The sequence below is a fragment of the Pontibacter qinzhouensis genome, assembly GCF_008017455.1.
Classification (GTDB): Bacteria; Bacteroidota; Bacteroidia; order Cytophagales; family Hymenobacteraceae; genus Pontibacter; species Pontibacter qinzhouensis.
Window position 1 is genome coordinate 1 of sequence record NZ_VRTY01000066.1, and the last position, 18,378, is coordinate 18,378.

Genomic DNA, 18,378 nt, shown 5'->3' on the forward strand with positions numbered 1-18,378 from the left:
GATGATTACAGTAAATTTATGGTAGATAATAAAGTCTCTTCCGCTTTCATCTGGCCTAGCTGGTACAAGCATTTTGCCAGGTTATTACATATGAGAAGCTTCGCAGCAAATTTTAAGCTGATAAATAAGCTAGCAAATGTAAAGGTAAATGAACGTGCTAAGGCGGGGAAGGCATACTCGGATATAACGGGAAAAAGTTAATGACATGTAAAATTACCAGCTTTCTACAGTTAATTACCTTTTTGGGACAATATTAGTTTAAAAAGCTTAAAATTCAGTAATATAAAATTCAGCTGCCGTGTACACTTGAGCGACAGGTGCAACTCAAAACTTGCATTAACGGTAATGAGACCAGCTATAGGCTACAACTAAATGTACCAAAATTCGAATTTGCACTGCCATCTGTTATGGGATACAGGACGCAGGACACATGATTTAAGATTGTTCTTTTCCTTTATAAACTGAAATATCAATTGTTAATTTCCGGTAGTTTGTGTCGCCGTCTATATCTAGGCCTTTAAAAAATTAACGTTACCAGGTAACGTCTTCGGGGTTGGTAAAGCCGAACCCTGGCTTAAAGCCGCTGCCTTCGCCATGCAGATGCCGCCACATATCAGCCTCCAGCTTTAGTTTGTCGAGTTGCATAAACTCCTGCCACCGCTGTTTGTCCTCCTCCCCAAACTCCGCCACCAAGTCGCTCAGCGATAGGTTCTTGTCGCGGAGCAGGTGCGGGTTAGCTTGAAGCAACAGTTCGATCTTAATCCGGAAATACGTGTTCAATTCCTTATACCGCGCTTCATCCCAATTTTCTAAACCTGTGTTATCCATTTGCTGTAGTTTTACCTTTTTTACTCTTAAAATCGGGTAATGTTTTTAACCACACTCGTGTAGCACCTGCTGTTGCTCCATTAAAAGCAAGGCCTTACCTTTGCGCCAACCCGAATCGGAGGAATAGAAGACTGGTATTTCAAATACCACTTGCCTCCAGCATCAATTTTACTTCAGGTAATTATGGAACCATATAAAATTAAACTCCTTCAAACTATAGTTGTTATTGCCGTGCTGCTGCTTGTGAAGTTGCTGCTTAGCAAAAGCATCTATAAGATCAGTACGCGCTTCGACTTTGCCTTACGTCGGGTTAATATTACTTTCCGGATCATCAACATCATCCTCATCTCGTTTGGCACTATTACACTGGCTGCCATTTGGGGGCTGGATCAGAAAGAGTTATTGCTGTTCATCAGCTCCACTATCACGGTGCTCGGTGTTGCTTTTTTTGCGCAATGGTCAATCCTTTCTAATGTAACATCGGGCCTGGTATTGTTTTTCAGCCATCCGCTCCGGATAGGCGACAATATCAGAATTTTCGATAAAGATTTTGAGGTGGAAGGCAGACTTCAGGATATCTCCGTGTTTTTTATGCACATCGAAACCAAGGACGGTAAAAACATCACCATGCCCAACACCCTGGCTTTGCAGAAAATTATATCCATTATTCCAGATGAGGTTATCTTGCCGGTAACTCACGAGGAACAACGGGTGCATTCATAAAACGGAATGATACAGCTATAGACCCTGAATTTGAGGCTGATATTTAAATTCTGCTAATGAAAATGGCCTTCAAAAGCTATTTAACGCTTTTTTAGCCAAGGGTATAGCGCTTTCAGGAGTAAAACCAGGAGCAGCTATTACACAGTCAAATTAGAAATTAAAAATTCAAAATTAGAAATTGGCACACACAAACTTCATTGATCGTAATTCCAAAAAAGCTTATTCTTTAGAAATAATGTTGACTGTGCACTAGTATAGTACAATAAATCCCGGAGTCACGATCTTGCATGCTCCGGGGTTTATTCTAGAACTACCTGTTACTTCCCATTCATTATCTCTCCCAGAATCTCATACGATTTTAATCTGGCATTATGATCGTAGATATGAGAAGCAACCATAATCTCATCTACCTGCGTATCGTCCAGGAAAGCCTGCAGCTGTTCTTTTACGGTTGCTTTTGCTCCTATAAAGGTATACCGAAGCATTTGTTGCACCGCGTACTTTTCGGAGGCATCCCATAGGTTTTCCATGCTCTGTGCAGGTGGTTGCATCTGGCGGGCAGTGCCTCTTATAACACTCAGGAAAGACTGGTACAGGGAGGTAGCCAAAAGCTCCGCCTCTGCATCGGTTGCTGCTGCCGTTACATTTACACAAGCCATGGCATAAGGGGTCTGCAGCGTATCAGAAGGCCTGAAACTTTCGCGGTAGACTTTTAAGGCATGATGCAGGGCAGCAGGTGCAAAATGACTGGCAAACGCGTAGGGGAGGCCTAACATGCCGGCCAGCTGGGCACCAAAGGTACTGGAGCCTAAAAGCCAGATAGGCACATTGCTACCTTCGCCAGGTACAGCACGAACCCGTGCGTTAGGATTAACAGGCCCCAGATAATTTTGCAGTTCCTCCACATGCCTCGGAAAATCCTCTACATTGCCCACCAGGTCGCGGCGAAGTGCCATAGCCGTTTGCTGGTCGGTACCTGGTGCGCGGCCAAGGCCTAAGTCTATGCGGCCCGGGTAAAGTGTTTCTAAAGTTCCGAACTGTTCGGCAACAACCAAAGGAGCGTGGTTAGGTAACATAATTCCTCCGGAGCCTACACGAATGGTAGAAGTACCACTTGCCACATGCCCGATTAATAGAGCAGTAGCAGAGCTTGCAATTCCGGGCATGTTGTGGTGCTCGGCCAGCCAATAGCGTGTAAAGCCTAATCGCTCCACATGCTGCGCCAGGTTTAACGTATTCTTAAATGAGTCTGCTGCTGTCTTTCCGGCAACTATAGGCACCAGATCGAGTACCGAAATGGCGGTGTCTGTCAATTTTTTTTCTTTATGATCCTGCATGTTATTTTGTCTTCTTTTATTTCTTCCAGCAGATAAAACCAGATTACTATTTTATAATTTATGTTTTACAACAGGTTTAAGAACAGCTGATTAAATTCTAAATGCGTGTCCTGCTCCTTATTTTTACTTCATGATTGATACTTAAAACGCTATTCTCAGGAGCGGTAAAAAAGCCTAGTTATATTCGGAATATTGCCATTTCCCGATAAATAAAAAACAACTAAATTGTTTCTGTTCATATACGCTTACAGATCGTTAAGAATAGATTCGGCAACACGCTGAATGGCTGCTTCATCGCGCTTGTAGTAAGTCCATTGGCCAGAACGGGTGGCCACAATTAAGCCAGCACGTTGCAGCAACGACAGGTATTCCGAAACTGTAGATTGTGATAGCCCCAGTTTCTGCTGAATATGCCCTACACATACACCTTGGTTATTTGCTTGCACCCCTTCCTGCTGCGCCGGAAAGTATTGTTCCGGGTCTTTCAGTAAGCTCAAAATTTGTAACCTTGTTTTGTTTGAAAGCGCTTTAAATATCTCAACCTTATTCATAATGCAAATATATCGATTTTTCCCGATAAGCCAAATATGTATTTTTTATAGCAGATATAAGTTTGTGGTGAAGTAGAACTGCCGGAGCTTTAGAAGTATTTCATTTGGAGAGTCTGAACCTGAGTTTAAATACAACTTTATTCATCAAACAAGAGGAAAACATAGCCAATGAACTTAAAGCAAAGTTGATGCAGTACTTAACTAATACAAATGAATCTCGTGAGGGAGGCTAAAAATATCTTATTTTATTTACTGAACATCTTTCTACAATTCCAGCATTAAAAAACTTCCACACCCGAAATACGGATGCGGAAGTTTCTCTACTTCATTAACCAGCATTTAAATTGGTAGGCTTTACCAGCGTTTTCTGCGTTCACTGCATCAGGCGCTCATGGCATGCTCCCTGCCTGAATAATGCTGCTGCACTTTTTTTGTAGTACGTACTTTTTTTAGCTGAACGTTATAAAGCAGTAGAGCAGTGGCTACAATTGTGAGTACGTTAATGGTCGGAATAATATATACAGCCGGCTCAATGCTAAAACCCAGCATGCCCATGGTATAAATTTTTACACTAAGCGCCGTCATGAGCAGGGAGAGAAACACAAAGTAAACGGGAGCCAGCAAATAACCGATTTTCTTTTCCTGGATCAGGAGCAGGCCGGCTACAAACCCAATAGGCAAGAACAAGCTCAGGTCAAGGCCTTGTACAACTAATGTGGTGTAATGATCTACCTGTAACGGAATTATACTGCCATCGAGCAGAGGCGTTACGACCACGCTCAGCCACAGCAAGGCTATGCTGAAGGTTACCAGAATCAGGAAGGCACCAAGTGTTTTAACTGGAGTAGAGGCATTAAAGGCAGCTTTCAGCCTCTTCTTGTTAAACGACAAGATGGTAAGCGATAAGGCAAAAAACGACGCTGAAAGCAACATGGCATACCCCAGGAACATGACGTTGTAAGTGCACATTACCAAATAGAAAAGGTAGGTCAGGACAAAGTAAAGAAGCGTACCTGCCAATAGGAAGCGACTTACCAGGGATCCGCCACGAGCAAAAAACATAGACACCAGCAACAAAGGAACTGCCAGAAAAAGAGTTACGTAATCCTGGGCTATGCCTTGTGGAGCAACTTCGGCAGACATATGCTGGTAAATACCCTTCCCGTAAATGGCGATGGTGGCACCGCGAACAGTGTCGTGCCAGAAAGGACCTGGGCCACCACTAGAGGTAATGCCGGCTAAGGTGGCTATAATGGCCACAGCTGCTATAAACAGCACCAATATGCTAACTGTAAACTTATTTTTCATGGCTTTATCATGTTTTTGGGTTAGACTTCTTTCAATTATTTAATCACTTAAAGAAAGGTAATGCAGAAAAAACATTAGCCCGATGACCAGCCACATTTATAAAAATGATATTTATCTCTTTTTCAACCTATTATAAAGAGCAACTTAAACTTCTGCAGCCAATTGGGAGTTTCAACTACTTTATAAGAAGGACAGACTTTTATGGACTGGCTACCTGTGGCAAGCTTCAGCAAGTGCTACACACCTGGGTAATGGGGAAGTTTATTCACGGGTAGAACAGACTGTAAGGCAAAGGCAGCCTTTAGGGTCGGATTTTACTTATGTCAGCAGCAACCTGTAAGGGATAGAGGGAGTAAACGTAGCATATTATTAAACCGAAGCATGGCCTACTCTCTGACAAGGTAAGCGACATAAAATACCCGCTCAGAAAAAAAATCTACTACAGCAGCATGAAAGAACTGGAGGATATTGTAAGGGCATATGAAATTGCACAAGCTAATAAATTAAAGACAGCCTTGGCTACAGTCGTACATGTGCAGGGCTCCTCTTACAGGCGACCAGGTGCACGTATGCTGGTAACTGAAAACGGAGAACTGACTGGGGCGATCAGTGGCGGCTGCCTCGAAGGTGATGCTCTCCGGAAAGCAAGGCTCGCTATGCTTCAGCAGAAAAAAATGCTCATCACCTACGATACCTCCGATGAAGATGATGTAACAATAGGAGTAGGGCTCGGCTGCAACGGCATCATCCAGATTCTGATAGAACCAGTAGACCCAACCAACCCGGCCAATCCTGTTGCCATGCTTCAGGCTTTTCTGAAGGAACGGCAGGTAGCAGTGCTCATCACATTGTTTTCGATGGAAAACAGATCAGGAGACCAACCTGGTACTTGCTTTTTTTTATCTGATAAGCATGCGGAGTTGAGCACACAACAGGATAATCAGGCGCAGGAAACCCTTTATGCCGAGGCACGTGAGGCGTTAGAATCTAAAACATCGCTAACTAAAACCTATGAGTTGGCAGGTAGCACTTTTACCGGCTTTGTGGAGGTGCTGGTACCGCAGTTGGCTTTGGTGATAGTGGGTGCAGGCAACGATGCTAGGCCGCTGGTCAGCATAGCCTCTCTACTTGGCTGGAACATAACCGTAGTAGATGGGCGCGCTAACTACCTGACGGCGGCGCGGTTCCCGGCGGCACATAAGTTGCTGCTGGCCAAGCCGGAACAGGTGCTTGACCAGATACAGCTTGATGAGCAGACGGTTTTTGTGCTCATGACTCATAACTATAATTACGAAATAGCTCTGCTGCGCTTACTGCTTCCTCTTAGTTGGCCTTATGTAGGTGTGTTAGGCCCCAGAAAAAAGCTAGACCGCATGCTGCAAGAGCTGGAGGAGGATGGATGCCACCTACCGGAAAGAGCACTGAAGCACCTGCACGGCCCTGTTGGTCTCGACATCGGCGCAGAAACTTCCGAAGAAATAGCGCTATCCATTCTATCTGAAATAAAAGCTGTTTTAGCAGACAGGCCCGGCTCTCCCTTACGCGCTAAAAATGGCCCGATACATGAATACACTTCCGAAATAACCAAATCTGTTCAGTCAAAAGAGCTGATAGCAGATACTTTTACATGCAGCATTCAAATGGAGTAGCACATGAAAAAGTTACATGTCTATAGAGCGTATGAGCCAACATGCAGAACAGCTTTTTGCCACTCGCACTGTTTTCTTTCTTCTTTGAGTTTTAACCCTTGGCATAAATTGGCATATTTTTCTTCTAAAGGCCTATTTCATTAGCATAATTTGATTTCATCATCAATCACTTCTAATACCACCTATGACCGGACTTATCTTGTTAGCGGCAGGGGCATCAACCAGGTTAGGAAAACCGAAGCAGAAGCTCCTGTTTGAAGGCCGAACGCTTATTTATAGAGCCGCAGAATCAGCAGTGGCCTCAGGCTGCGAACCGGTTGTGGTGGTGCTGGGTGCTTACGCGGAGGTTATAGCGGAGGAATTGCTGCCTCTGAAGGTGGAGCTGGCCCTGAATTCTGAATGGGAGGCTGGCATGGGAGCATCTATCCGGTGCGGCCTATCGAAGCTATTAGCTGTAGCACCTGCTGTAGAGGCATGTCTGCTCATGGTATGTGACCAGCCTTTCGTGGATGTGCAGCTGCTGCAAAAGCTCCTGCAAGCCCGGGCAGCTACAGGTAAAGGAATAGCGGCCTGTACTTACCAGAATACCTTAGGAACTCCCGCCGTATTTGGCAAAACCTATTTTACAGATTTGTTGGGGCTGGAAGGGCAGCAGGGAGCACGTAGACTGCTGCAGCAGCACCTGCACGATGTGGAGGCAGTACCTTTTCCGGAAGGCGCTATAGATGTAGACACAGCAGCAGATTTTACAGCTCTTCTTAACCATACCCGGTCCTGATGCAGGATTAACTTATCTTGCATTAAATTTTGTGACCTAAGCGGGATTCATCAGTAGAAGCAGGAAAGAACGGTAGCAAAACGATTTTGTAATATCTGTTTGTAATGGAACAGGTTCAGTTAAATGGCAAATGTACTTACCAATAAATGGCAGGCGTTACTTTTCAAAGATGATGAAACACCCTTGGATTAAAACTGCTAATTTTCATTTGGAAGGCCAAAATCATTAGCATAATCAGAGTCACCTTTTACTACTTTGGCTAACTTAACCGTAACAACTGTTGAGCAGCAGGCCTAAAAATACCTGTTACTATAGTCTTGCATAGGCTTTAGTTGCTATTTCGCTGCCAGGCCACATGAACATTAAAGGTACTGCAGCAGTTAAACAAATTCTATTACATCTTACAGATAACAGCTTATAAAATAATGCAATACAGAAAACTAGGAAAAACAGGTTTTAATGTTTCGGAAATAGCGCTAGGAACATGGCAGGTAGGTGGCCGTTGGGGAGAACCTTTTAACGACGCCAATGCCGCACAAATAATAAACCAGGCCATAGATGCAGGTGTCAACTTCATCGACACAGCCGATGTATACAGCGATGGGCTAAGTGAGGCTGCAGTAGCCAAGGTGGTGAAAGCACGAACGGAGGAAGTGTATATAGCCACTAAATGTGGTCGCCAAATAAACCCGCACCTCTCAGAAGGTTATACCCCAGAAAGTGTAACAGCCTATGTAGAAGCCAGCCTGCGTAACATGAGGCTCGAAACCCTGGACCTTATTCAGCTGCATTGTCCGCCTACTGCCGTGTATAACCGCCCAGAAATTTTCGAAACATTTGACCGGCTTCAGGAGCAGGGCAAGATCAGAAACCTGGGTGTGAGTGTGGAGCTGGTAGATGAAGCCTTGCAGGCGATGCAGTACCCCAACGTTAAAACTATTCAGGTAATATTTAATATGTTCCGGCTCAAACCTGCGCAGGAGCTATTCGAGAAGGCGCGACAGCAGGATGTGGGCATTATTGTAAGGGTGCCACTGGCTAGCGGGCTACTCACAGGCAAAATGAGCCACGCCACCACTTTTGGCGCGCAGGATCACCGCCATTTCAATCGCCATGGCGAGGCCTTCGACAAAGGAGAAACGTTTTCAGGAGTTGATTATGAGTTAGGATTGGAGGCAGTAGAAGCCCTGAAAAAACTATTTCCGGGGCAGGAACCGCTGGCAGCCTGGGCACTACGCTGGGTACTCATGTTCCCGGAGGTAAGCACCGTTATACCCGGTGCATCTCGTCCGGAACAAGTAACATCTAATGTAGCAGCTTCTCAACTTCCGGCCCTTAGTCCGGAGCAGATGCAAGGTGTGCAACAAATCTACGATCAGTACATAAAAGAGCAGGTGCATGCCCAATGGTAATGGCTTTTAATTTTTAACTAAATTTCAGGAAAAGGTGAAACACAACGCAAGCTCCTTCAGTAGTTGAAAGTATATCCTGATTTCTAAAGCTTTGCATCAATTCCTTCAGATAAAAATGAAGGAACCATTTATAGCATGTAGGCGAAAAAGCGCCTGCCTCTCCGGCCAGTAAAGCATCAAGACTTTGTGAACCAGGAACGGCAGGCGCTTTTTCGTTTAACACATGCAGCTTGTTACCTGGCCCTTTACAAAGTATTTGTTTCACCTTTATAACTCTACATTCATGATGATTCTGGAAGTAAGAAAGATAAATCGGAACGCTGGAAAGTGGCTAAGTGTGCTAGCGCTGTTGGCCAGTGCCTGGACCTACGAGAATGGCAACCTGGTGCAAGTTGTGTGCTTCGGGCTGCTGGCGGTGGTGCTGTGGCTGGTAGCTGACATGTATGTTGGGCTTCAGCTAAAGGAACGCGACCAAAAGCTGGCAATCGGTTTTGGCTTCGGCAAGCTTTTTAAGGTACAGGAGGAGTTTTATTTTCATGAGGTAAAAGGCTTGCATATTGTACAGCAAACAGACCGTTACTACGCCATCGGGCTCACCTTAACTTCCGGTCGCTTTCTGATTCTGGAAAAAGTAGCTACGCTCGCCAAAGCCAAAGCAAGACAATTGGAACTAACAGAATTGTTTGACAAGTCACTTATCCGCCAGAAGAATTAGGTATGCGAAAATTTCTACATTTCATTTGTAAGGCTTTCCCGAAGCTTCTGTTGCTGCTGATCGGTGTTTTGGCACATGCTACTCCGGCAGCGGCCTGCACCACCTGCAGCAGACCTTTACAAGCCGAAATATTTACAACAGATTTTTTTCTGGTATTGCTGTTGCTCCTGCTGCCTTTTGTGCTTGTTTGGGCGCTGGTATACGGTTTACATAAACTCAAATAAAAATGCAAGAACAGCAACCTGCAACAAGAGCCTCTGGCCTCACTACCGGCCCTTTGGTAGCAGCCGCGGCACTTATTGGTATCGGAATGGGAGGCTTTATCGATGGCATAGTGCTGCACCAGATTTTGCAGTGGCACCAGATGCTGACTGCTAAAATACCGGCTACCACCGTGCTTAACAAAGAAGTTAATATGTTCTGGGATGGCATCTTCCATAGTTTTACCTGGCTCACTACAGCAGCTGGTATATACCGGTTATGGCGACTTGTTTTTACGAGAAAAGCGCTGTTATCGAACAAGCTGTTTGCTGGCGGTCTGCTATTGGGCTGGGGACTGTTTAATGTAGTAGAAGGTATATTGGACCATCACGTGCTCGTGCTGCACAACGTTCGCGAACTGAGCGCCAACACGGACGCCTGGAACTATGGTTTTCTGATACTATCTTTCCTGATGCTTGCTGCCGGCTGGTTTATGATACAGGCTGAGCGCAAACGTTTAAAGGTATATTAAGTCATAAAAGGCTACTGCATGTGTCTTGAAGGCGCTGGAATAGAAGCATCTGATCTAAGAGGGTTTAGGCTATCCCTAACAGCATACTTCACTATATTCTTTAGATCAGTAGTTAAGGCTGTTGCTAGTAATTATGCTAATGAAAATGGGCTTCCAAAGCTTTTTCATCAAAAACTATCCAAGGGTGTACAGTTATAGGTACCTCGTACTGCTGGTCAGAAAACTCCATTTTGTTTACCACCTTTCTTCATGGCTCGTATAAATACGGAGTGGCTACCTTAACAATGTTTAACCACAGGTTCTGTAGCTGATCTGGCACAGTCTGTTATAATTACCATTGTGCCAATTAAGCTGCTTACCCTGAAAAGTACAAGCTTTACCATTTATTAAGGATGATAGGCTTGCTTTACGAAAACTGTACCCTTTAAACTCGTATTATTAAGATATTATCATTTTACTAACCTTTATACAGATAAAATGGAAAGTAAGAGCGCCAAACAAGCCGTGAGTGATGTGTTGCAATTGGACCTGGAGGAGACCCAGTCGCAAGAGCTATACTACAACATCTGCAATTTCCTGATGCAAAAAGATGAGCTTTGCTATGTCGATATAATTAAATTTAAGTACTCCCTGCTCATCGAAGATTTTAACCAGGAGCTCATCGACTACTTCGTAATGGAATACGTGCTTTCTAACATGAGGAGCAAATACGGCTTAGTACTTTCCGCACTAACATACCTGATTACCAGCAAATCCTGAAGCTAGCTGTTCTAGAAAATCCGACTCCTTGTAGAATAGCCCGCAAAGGCTTTTAATGGCGGGTCACCAACTAACTAGGATTTCTACTAACTAGGTGGAAGAAATTAAAGGCGTGTCTCTGATAACAGTTGGAGCAGCAGGACTGGATTTGCTTTCGTACTTTAAAATTATTCGAATGAAAAAGGCCTTCCGAAGGAATTTAACTAAATTTCCATCAAGGGTGTGCCTGCCAATTAGTGAACATTGTAGCTAGGAACATAAGCCGGAAGAGAAACGGAACAGCAAGGACCTGGGTTTATGTCTGGTGTACTTGTATGTTAGTACCAGTTACCAGGTCTGTTGTAGTACTTGTCGAGCAACTGGTAAGGGCATAGCTGAAATACTATGCTTGCTGGTTAGCCTGGTTTGAGCCCCAACAAAAAAAGAATCCTGCAAGTGTTAACCCGCAGGATTCTCTAAGTAGCGTAAGTTGAAAATAATTGGCAACTGCTATTAGCTAGCTGCTTTTTTGTTGATGTAGCTTTTAGCCAGCTTGTTTAGCTTTGTATCGGCTGTCTGCTCTTCTTTTAACGTCTCGTTTAGTAAAGCTGCTGCTTCGGCATGGCCCAGGAACTCAGCAAAGTGAGCAGCGGTGCCGTAACCCGAAATCTCATAATGCTCTATGCGTTGTGCCGAAGCAATAAGGCCGGCATCTTTCACCTCCGGAGTGGCTTTCTCATCGATCATGTCTTCGCCTTCCTCAATCAATCCTTCCATTGCTTTGCACTTCATGCGGCCCGGACTAATTCCCAGCAGGTCACAAACTTTCTCAAGACGCTCTTTCTGTACCTTGGTTTCTTCCAGATGACTTTCAAATGCCTGTTTCAGCTTCGGATCAGCTGCTTTCTCGGCCATTTTAGGAAGAGCCTCTAACAACTGCTTTTCAGCGCTATATAAATCTTTTATCTCGTGCTGCAGTAGCTCGTCCAGGTTCTTTAATTTACTCATAGCTTTAAATTTTTATGGTTTTAGTAGTGCGTTTGCGTTTGGCTATACGCGCCCATAGCAGTTTTGTTAAAGAGCAGGTACTTGTTTTGGCACATTTCAAGAAATAAAAAGGCAGACGAAAAAGCTAGGCTAAAGAGAATGAAAGAGATAGCTGATTTAAAGCAATACAATAAATATGCAAATTAAGAACCTGACCTAAAAGCTGCTGCTTAGGGATGAGAAAGTTTATTCTGGTTTAATGTAACCACAGAAGCAGGAGAGGCGGCAGGCCCTAAAAAGTAAAAGCCTTACACGGCTAGGTGTAAGGCTTTTCTGGAAATGACTTTATTGTTAAAACTAAGCTAACTTCACGTTAACTGCGTTTAGACCTTTTCTTCCTTCTTGTAAGTCGAAAGTAACTTCGTCATTTTCTCTGATTTCGTTTACCAGGCCAGATACATGCACGAAGTACTCCTGATTTGAATTTTCTTCTTTAATAAATCCGAAACCTTTAGAATCATTAAAGAATTTTACTGTTCCTTTGTTCATTTTGTTATTTGTTATATACTCAAGACGCATAAAGGTAGTAAAATGTTCATTCAGATTTATATTTTATATAATTATTTCTGATATAGTGACAATGGAGCCACTGAAGGCAGTATTTATTTTTTAAATGGATAACTTATTTTAAGATAACAGCACATTTTTCACCCTGCCCAACCAATGGCAACCCCTTTACCTGCTGCTTACAAGTGTTAGGTAAAAAAGGTAAAAGCTGTATCTTTAAGGGCAATTCACTTAACTGAAATTTATTTTCCTACTATGAAAATCGTTTCCTGTTTAACGCTCAAACCTTCCGTTTTGGCCATGTCGCTGCTCTTTGGCTTTAGTGTTAGCTGCACCACTAAACAGCCTGCCCGCTCAACCGCAGAGGAGCGAATTACCATTACAGCCTATGAGGCAGACCGGAAACTAGAGGTGCACATAGATGGTAAATTGTTTACCGCTTACCGCTACCCAACCGATTTGTATAAACCTGTTCTTTACCCGGTACATGCTGCCAACGGAACGCCCATAACAAGAGGATGGCCTTATGAGCCCCGACCAGCAGAGCGTACCGACCACCCGCACCAGGTTGGCATGTGGCTAAACTACGGCGATGTAAACGGGCTGGACTTCTGGAATAACTCAAACGCTATAAAGCCAGAGAATAAGCACCGCTATGGCACCATTCGTCACCATGCCGTAAAGCGTGTGCAAAATGGAAATGAGCAGGCCGAACTGGAAGTTCAAATGCAGTGGCTTAGCCCCGATAATGTGGTACTGCTACAAGAGGAAACACGCTATATTTTTAAGGGAGATGCCAACAGCCGGATCATCGACAGAATTACGACCCTGACAGCACAGCAGCAGGAGATTTCTCTGGAAGATAACAAAGAAGGTTTTTACGCCATCAGGGTTGCGCGTGAACTGGAGCACCCAACAGCAAGTCCAGCAAAATATATCGACGCAAACGGTAAAGAAGTAGACTTAAGCACCGGCGACCCAGCTGTTACCGGCAAGTACTTGAGCAGCCGTGCTGTAGAAGGTGAGGCTGTATGGGGCACGCGTGCCGAATGGGTAGCCCTAAGAGGCACTATCAAAGACCAGCCAGTTTCTGTCACCATCATGGATCATCCTAAAAATGTCGGTTTCCCTACCTATTGGATGGCTCGTGGCTACGGGCTGTTCAGTGCCAACCCCTTAGGCCAGAAAGTTCTGAGCGAAGGCAAAGAGGAACTTCACTTTAAGCTAGCACCAGGAGAAGCGGTAACCTTCAGGTACCGCCTGCTCATAAAAGATGGCCAAACCCAAACAGCAGATAGCACGCATCATGCTTATGAAGAATTTAATAAGCTCTACTAAACCTAAGGTCTTGAATGTCTCATCATGCTGTTTAAAGACCATATCATCCAAAACCTTGTTTGCTCACTATAAAACTCAGGAGATGATAAGACGTAACTAGCGGGCTTAAACAGTAGTAAATTATGTTGTTTAGGCGTTAGCAAGACCAGAAAAGGTGCGGTTTATAAATTTTATATGCTAAAACTTACCTCTTGTTGCTTTAATTAATGCGTAGATTTTTATATTTACCAATGATACATGTACATAAGGGTAAATACTGAAAATTCAGTATTTAAAGAGCCTTTTCATGATCTAACGTAAAGTCTTTTAAGCAGAAGAATGTGTAGGGGAGAAGCGCATCTTAAAATTATATTAACCCTTTTTTATGAATAACACCTACGAAGCAAAGGTTATGTGGTCGCACCTGGACCCCAACTTACATATGCGCCACTCAGCTTATGCAGACTTTGCGGCTCAGGCCAGAATTGCCGTTCTTGATAACCTGGGCCTCGATTATAAAACCTTTCAGGAATTGCGGGTTGGACCGGTTCTTTTTAGAGAGGAACTGATTTATTTGCGAGAAGTTGGCCTGAACGAGACAATACGGGTAACACTGGAACTAACCAAAAGCAGAAATGACGGGTCTCGATGGTCCATCAGGCATATAATTTATAGAGGAGATGGCGTAAAAGCAGCTATCGTGAATGTGGATGGCGCCTGGTTTGATGTAGAAAAAAGGAAACTGACGATACTGCCAGAGGAATTGGTTCTTAAGTTTGCAGAGCTTCCGAAAAGCATCGACTTCGATTTTGAAATGGTTTAACTCCCTGTAAAGTAATAGAATTTTTAAATAGCCCCATGATGGAAGAAGGTCGAGATGAGTTTATGGCGGCAGCGCTGGAAGAAGCCAGGAAAGGATACCAGGCAGGCGGTATTCCGATTGGATCGGTGTTGGTTTACCAGGGCAAGGTAATTGGGCGTGGCCACAACAAACGCGTGCAGCAGGGCAGTGCTATCTTACACGGCGAAATGGATGCCCTTGAGAATGCCGGCCGCCAGCCAGCTGCTGTGTATAAAGATTGTACCATCTACACCACTTTATCGCCTTGCCCCATGTGCTCGGGTACCATATTGCTATATGGTATTCCTAGAGTGGTGGTGGGAGAGAACAGGACTTTTATGGGCGAAGAAGAGCTGCTTAAAGCAAGAGGAGTAACAATAACTGTTGTTAACGATGAAGCCTGCTATAACCTTATGCAGCAATTTATAAAAGAAAAGCCTGCACTCTGGAACGAGGACATAGGCGTCTGATACCTGATGAAGTAGCTTTCCTGTAATGCCTTTTACCTTCTCACATCCGGCTATAGTATTTCCGTTGCACGCCTTGCCCAAACCATGGCGTTCTATGACGGGGCTGATTGCAGGAAGTATAGTGCCAGATTTTGAGATGTTTCTGAAAATGAAAGCGGAGACATCGTTTAGCCACACCTTGTCCGGTGTTTTCTGGTTTAACCTGCCGCTTGCGTTTCTGCTGGCTTGCCTGTACCACCTGCTCATCCGCGACGTGCTTATTACGCACCTGCCTTCGTTCCTGAGGCTTCGCTTCAACAGTTTTAAAAATTTTAATTGGATAGCCTATTGCAGGAAAAATTTCCTGGCTGTCATACTTTCCGTGCTGGTTGGTGCTTGCCTGCATATTCTGTGGGATGGTTTCACGCATAAGAATGGTTTGTTTGTGAAGCTGCTGCCTTTTCTTCAGACTCCAGTTGAACTGGCTTCTTTCACTTCGCCGCTGTACTACCTGCTACAGTTAGGCTTTTCGGTACTGGGAGCGGTGGTTATGGTTGTATCAGTTTTTCTGCTTCCGGTACAACACGATCAGTTTCCGAAGAAAAATAAAGCTACCTACTGGGTCATGCTCGTAATACTCGCTGCACCGGTTTTTGTAATTGGCATGCAGCAGGAGTTTACGTCGCATTACCTTTCGAATGTGGTGGTGAATGCTATCTCAGCATTATTAATTGGCCTTCTCCTTACCTCCGTCTACTTCAGGTATGCTAACAAGACCACACCTGTTCTTTAATGGCTTTAAACAAAACAGAACCCTCCATAGAAATAAATTACCCTTGGATGCTTTTAGGCAAATTTTCTTTGGAAGACCATTTTCATTAGAAAAATTCAAGTTTTAAAACGCCAGGAGCCGGCACAGATACATCAGAAACAGAAAAACCGGCCTTTAGCCAAATGGCGTACAGAACCGGTTTTTAAAGTTAACTCAGGTTACTCTTTCTACTCGTTAAAAGAAGGGTAGAGTACCATGCCGCCATCTACATAAATGGTGGCTCCTGTTACATAGTCGGCCTCGTCAGTTGCAAGCCAAGAGGCAACTTTTGCTATGTCTTCAGGTTCTCCTATGCGGCCATACGGAATTTGGGCCAGCATCTTTTTTTCACCTTCTTTAGAGTCCCAATCCTGCTTATTGATGTCTGTTTTAATGGCACCCGGCGAAATACTGTTTACTCTTATTTTGTGAGAGGCAAGTTCCTGAGCAAGTGTTTTCATCATCATCATGACGCCGCCTTTAGAGGTGGTGTAATTAACACGGCCACTCCACGGAATAATGTCGTGTACTGAACTGATGTAAATTATTTTTCCGGCTGCCTTAGAAATTTTTTCCTGTACACCCTGCTCCACAAAGACTTTGGCAGCTGCTCGTGCACATAAAAATGGACCTGTTAAGTTAATTCCGATTACTTTCTGCCACTGATCCATCGTCATCTCCAGTAAGCTGGCATCGTCCTGGATACCCGCATTGTTTATCAGAATGTCTAACCTGCCGAACTTTTGCATGGCTTTGTCGAAGAGTTGGGTTACTTCTTTTTCGTCTGAGACATCTGCCTTCACGATAATGGCTTCGCCTCCGTCTTTCTCAATTTGCTGCAGCGTGTCTTTGGCTCCATCTTCATCTGAATGATAATTGATGACTACCTTTGCGCCATCCTGGGCTAAAGAGATGGCAATGCCTTGCCCGATACCAGAACTGGAACCGGTAACCAGTGCCACCTGCCCCTGCAGCCGCTTTTCTTTTTTTGAACTCATAGTTTTATTTTAGTTGGTGTAGAATATGCTGTTTCAGCTAAAGCACCTTGTACCTGCTCCAGCAATTGCTTTTTCTGAAGCAAATTATTCTCATGAAATTCGCCTTCAGAAGGTATTTAGAGGTTTTGTTGCCAAGGGTTAATGGTCGGCTTCTTCCAGGTGCACCAGGTAGCGTGTCAGCTTTTCCCACTGCAGGTCCTGAAACCCGGCCCAACCGCCTTCTGCAATCATGGTGTTCATTATTTTTCTGTCGCCTGCTTCTTCGCCCTGGTTATTGATGCGCTCGTTTTTGCCTATTTCGTATGCTCGCAAGGTTTTACCTTCCAGCACAACCCGGAAAGTGCTACTGGCTTCATCGGTAAAGAAGTGCTCCGTTACTTCGTCGTTATCTGTAAGTGTTTGCGGTTTCTCGGAGGGGTGAACTGTAAACTCAGCCATGTTCTCTTCTTCCTTCACACTCGACACATCTACCCAATTCTCCAGTTCTGTTCCTGGCAAAATAATTCGAACAAAATACCCTACCTGTGGCTGTGGCTCCGTCGTTTTTCGGCCACGAGGGTCGTATAGCTCAAAAGTCGAATTAATGCCTTCCAGGTCCGTCCAGAGGTTCACATCGAATAGTTTCTTCTTGGCGCGCTCAAAGGCTTCCTTAGCGCTTGCCTCATCTGGAAAATCCTGCTCGTTGCTGAAAACCTTGTCTTTTGTTTCTTCGCCCTGCAGTACCTTTATCTCTTTTTTGGCTTTATCAAAAAAATCTTTTAATCCCATGATTTCTTGTGGTTAGCAGCCGATTAAGCTGGTTTTGTGTAAACATCTTTACGCGCATTCAGGTCTTATGTTAAAACTTTACTTTATCCCGGTTTCTTTCAGCTGACCATCTTCCAGAACAAAGGTCTTCGGGGCGCACAGGTCGCAGGCGTTGTAGTTTATAGTAGAGTCAGGCGGATTTAAGATAAATAACCTGCTATCGGCACTGAACCCTGCACCCAGGCCACTTTGCACCTTATCGAGCACCTGCCCGGTTTCCCGGTTAACGATATAGTGCTCCTGGCAGTTTGTGCCACAAGCCACGGTTACCACTGTGTAGCGCCCCGCGAAGTTTATTCCGGCTTTAAGGCCTTGTTGAATAGCAGCCTTGTGCTGCTGCAGGTGGTTATGGGCAGAAAAGTCGGGTGAGGTTAACTTCCCCTCATACATCTCCTCTACACGAAAAGAACGGGCAGCAGAGTCGGTGCCAGTAAAAGAGAGCTGGTACCGCTGGTAAAGCTCCGGGTTCTCGTTTGAAGAGATCGGGGTTTCTACAGTTTTAGTTTTAAGTTGCTCCTCCAGCTTCGGGTGTGTACCGGCCAGCGATTTCTCATCACCTCCACCAGATTGGCAGCCCATTGCTGTAATAAGTAGCATCGCGTAAAATTGTATTGTTTTCATAGTTGTTGGCAAGTGTTATGTTGTTCATACGAGGCAGAAGCGGCTTTGTGGCATGAGGCCATACGTTGTGTTCCTACACCTTAAGAATGATGCCTCGCTGGCAGCCGTAGTGGAAACTGTTTATGTACTACCTAGTTGGGAGATATGAAATGAACTTCAGCCAGGTGCATAAAAAAAGCCTCTCCCGGAACAGGAGAGGCTTTTTAGG

23 protein-coding genes are annotated in these 18,378 nt (G+C 44.5%); 13 read left to right on the top strand and 10 right to left on the bottom strand.

Annotation, left to right across the window (positions count from 1 at the left end; genetic code table 11):
- Positions 1-201, top strand: a 201-nt coding sequence (locus FVR03_RS24750) for a hypothetical protein (RefSeq protein WP_222707249.1), incomplete at its 5' end; no start/stop codon positions are given.
- Positions 202-531: 330 nt separating this feature from the next.
- Here the strand turns inward: FVR03_RS24750 and FVR03_RS16095 are convergent.
- A complete protein-coding gene (locus tag FVR03_RS16095) occupies positions 532-828 on the bottom strand; it encodes a hypothetical protein (protein ID WP_147922792.1) in 297 nt (98 codons plus the stop codon).
- 183 nt (positions 829-1,011) lie between these two features.
- Between FVR03_RS16095 and FVR03_RS16100 the strand changes: the two genes are divergently transcribed.
- The gene (locus FVR03_RS16100) at positions 1,012-1,551 is read left to right on the top strand and encodes a mechanosensitive ion channel domain-containing protein (RefSeq protein ID WP_147922793.1); all 540 of its coding nucleotides are present in this window, start codon (positions 1,012-1,014) and stop codon (positions 1,549-1,551) included.
- 317 nt (positions 1,552-1,868) lie between these two features.
- On the opposite strand, the gene FVR03_RS16105 is transcribed toward FVR03_RS16100, so the two are convergent.
- The 3 genes from FVR03_RS16105 to FVR03_RS16115 form a co-directional block, all read right to left on the bottom strand.
- Entirely contained in the window at positions 1,869-2,888 is a 1,020-nt protein-coding gene (locus tag FVR03_RS16105) for an LLM class flavin-dependent oxidoreductase (protein WP_147922794.1), read from the bottom strand.
- A gap of 245 nt (positions 2,889-3,133) precedes the next feature.
- Positions 3,134-3,385: an ArsR/SmtB family transcription factor gene (locus FVR03_RS16110; protein WP_439651050.1), complete on the bottom strand. Its 252-nt coding sequence runs from the start codon at positions 3,383-3,385 to the stop codon at positions 3,134-3,136.
- A 435-nt stretch (positions 3,386-3,820) separates the two neighbouring features.
- A complete protein-coding gene (locus FVR03_RS16115; protein WP_147922796.1) occupies positions 3,821-4,747 on the bottom strand; it encodes a hypothetical protein in 927 nt (308 codons plus the stop codon).
- A gap of 449 nt (positions 4,748-5,196) precedes the next feature.
- On the opposite strand from FVR03_RS16115, the gene FVR03_RS16120 reads away from it, so the two are divergent.
- From FVR03_RS16120 to FVR03_RS16130, 3 genes are all read left to right on the top strand, one after another.
- On the top strand, positions 5,197-6,396 hold the full coding sequence (locus tag FVR03_RS16120; RefSeq protein WP_147922797.1) for an XdhC family protein: 1,200 nt from the start codon (positions 5,197-5,199) through the stop codon (positions 6,394-6,396).
- A 184-nt stretch (positions 6,397-6,580) separates the two neighbouring features.
- Positions 6,581-7,174, top strand: coding sequence for a nucleotidyltransferase family protein (locus FVR03_RS16125; protein WP_147922798.1), 594 nt, complete (start codon positions 6,581-6,583; stop codon positions 7,172-7,174).
- Positions 7,175-7,599: 425 nt separating this feature from the next.
- Positions 7,600-8,586 (top strand): aldo/keto reductase, encoded by a 987-nt coding sequence (locus FVR03_RS16130; protein WP_147922799.1) that lies wholly within the window; start codon positions 7,600-7,602, stop codon positions 8,584-8,586.
- Positions 8,587-8,599: 13 nt separating this feature from the next.
- Here the strand turns inward: FVR03_RS16130 and FVR03_RS16135 are convergent, their stop codons facing one another.
- The gene (locus FVR03_RS16135; protein ID WP_147922800.1) at positions 8,600-8,851 is read right to left on the bottom strand and encodes a hypothetical protein; all 252 of its coding nucleotides are present in this window, start codon (positions 8,849-8,851) and stop codon (positions 8,600-8,602) included.
- Positions 8,852-8,869: 18 nt separating this feature from the next.
- On the opposite strand from FVR03_RS16135, the gene FVR03_RS16140 reads away from it, so the two are divergent.
- From FVR03_RS16140 to FVR03_RS16155, 4 genes are all read left to right on the top strand, one after another.
- A complete protein-coding gene (locus FVR03_RS16140; protein WP_147922801.1) occupies positions 8,870-9,301 on the top strand; it encodes a hypothetical protein in 432 nt (143 codons plus the stop codon).
- Between the two features lie 2 nt (positions 9,302-9,303).
- Positions 9,304-9,525: a hypothetical protein gene (locus tag FVR03_RS16145; protein WP_147922802.1), complete on the top strand. Its 222-nt coding sequence runs from the start codon at positions 9,304-9,306 to the stop codon at positions 9,523-9,525.
- A 2-nt stretch (positions 9,526-9,527) separates the two neighbouring features.
- Positions 9,528-10,034, top strand: coding sequence for a DUF2243 domain-containing protein (locus tag FVR03_RS16150; protein ID WP_147922803.1), 507 nt, complete (start codon positions 9,528-9,530; stop codon positions 10,032-10,034).
- A gap of 477 nt (positions 10,035-10,511) precedes the next feature.
- Positions 10,512-10,793 carry a hypothetical protein gene (locus FVR03_RS16155; protein ID WP_147922804.1) on the top strand — a complete coding sequence of 94 codons (282 nt, stop codon included), beginning with the start codon at positions 10,512-10,514 and terminating at the stop codon, positions 10,791-10,793.
- A 492-nt stretch (positions 10,794-11,285) separates the two neighbouring features.
- Here the strand turns inward: FVR03_RS16155 and FVR03_RS16160 are convergent, their stop codons facing one another.
- Both FVR03_RS16160 and FVR03_RS16165 read right to left on the bottom strand, forming a co-directional pair.
- Complete coding sequence (locus tag FVR03_RS16160; protein WP_147922805.1) at positions 11,286-11,780, bottom strand: YciE/YciF ferroxidase family protein; 495 nt, start codon at positions 11,778-11,780, stop codon at positions 11,286-11,288.
- A gap of 336 nt (positions 11,781-12,116) precedes the next feature.
- A complete protein-coding gene (locus FVR03_RS16165) occupies positions 12,117-12,308 on the bottom strand; it encodes a cold-shock protein (protein ID WP_147922806.1) in 192 nt (63 codons plus the stop codon).
- A 273-nt stretch (positions 12,309-12,581) separates the two neighbouring features.
- On the opposite strand from FVR03_RS16165, the gene FVR03_RS16170 reads away from it, so the two are divergent.
- The 4 genes from FVR03_RS16170 to FVR03_RS16185 all read left to right on the top strand — a co-directional run bounded on the left by FVR03_RS16170 (position 12,582) and on the right by FVR03_RS16185 (position 15,726).
- Entirely contained in the window at positions 12,582-13,664 is a 1,083-nt protein-coding gene (locus FVR03_RS16170; RefSeq protein WP_255474255.1) for a DUF6807 domain-containing protein, read from the top strand.
- 364 nt (positions 13,665-14,028) lie between these two features.
- Positions 14,029-14,466: an acyl-CoA thioesterase gene (locus FVR03_RS16175; protein WP_255474256.1), complete on the top strand. Its 438-nt coding sequence runs from the start codon at positions 14,029-14,031 to the stop codon at positions 14,464-14,466.
- A 35-nt stretch (positions 14,467-14,501) separates the two neighbouring features.
- Positions 14,502-14,954: a nucleoside deaminase gene (locus FVR03_RS16180; RefSeq protein WP_255474257.1), complete on the top strand. Its 453-nt coding sequence runs from the start codon at positions 14,502-14,504 to the stop codon at positions 14,952-14,954.
- Positions 14,955-14,979: 25 nt separating this feature from the next.
- Positions 14,980-15,726, top strand: coding sequence for a DUF4184 family protein (locus FVR03_RS16185; protein WP_147922807.1), 747 nt, complete (start codon positions 14,980-14,982; stop codon positions 15,724-15,726).
- Between the two features lie 206 nt (positions 15,727-15,932).
- On the opposite strand, the gene FVR03_RS16190 is transcribed toward FVR03_RS16185, so the two are convergent.
- The 3 genes from FVR03_RS16190 to FVR03_RS16200 form a co-directional block, all read right to left on the bottom strand.
- Positions 15,933-16,742 (bottom strand): SDR family oxidoreductase, encoded by an 810-nt coding sequence (locus tag FVR03_RS16190; RefSeq protein ID WP_147922808.1) that lies wholly within the window; start codon positions 16,740-16,742, stop codon positions 15,933-15,935.
- Between the two features lie 138 nt (positions 16,743-16,880).
- Positions 16,881-17,510 (bottom strand): hypothetical protein, encoded by a 630-nt coding sequence (locus tag FVR03_RS16195; RefSeq protein WP_147922809.1) that lies wholly within the window; start codon positions 17,508-17,510, stop codon positions 16,881-16,883.
- Between the two features lie 78 nt (positions 17,511-17,588).
- Entirely contained in the window at positions 17,589-18,170 is a 582-nt protein-coding gene (locus tag FVR03_RS16200; RefSeq protein WP_147922810.1) for a hypothetical protein, read from the bottom strand.
- Positions 18,171-18,378: the final 208 nt, after the last annotated feature.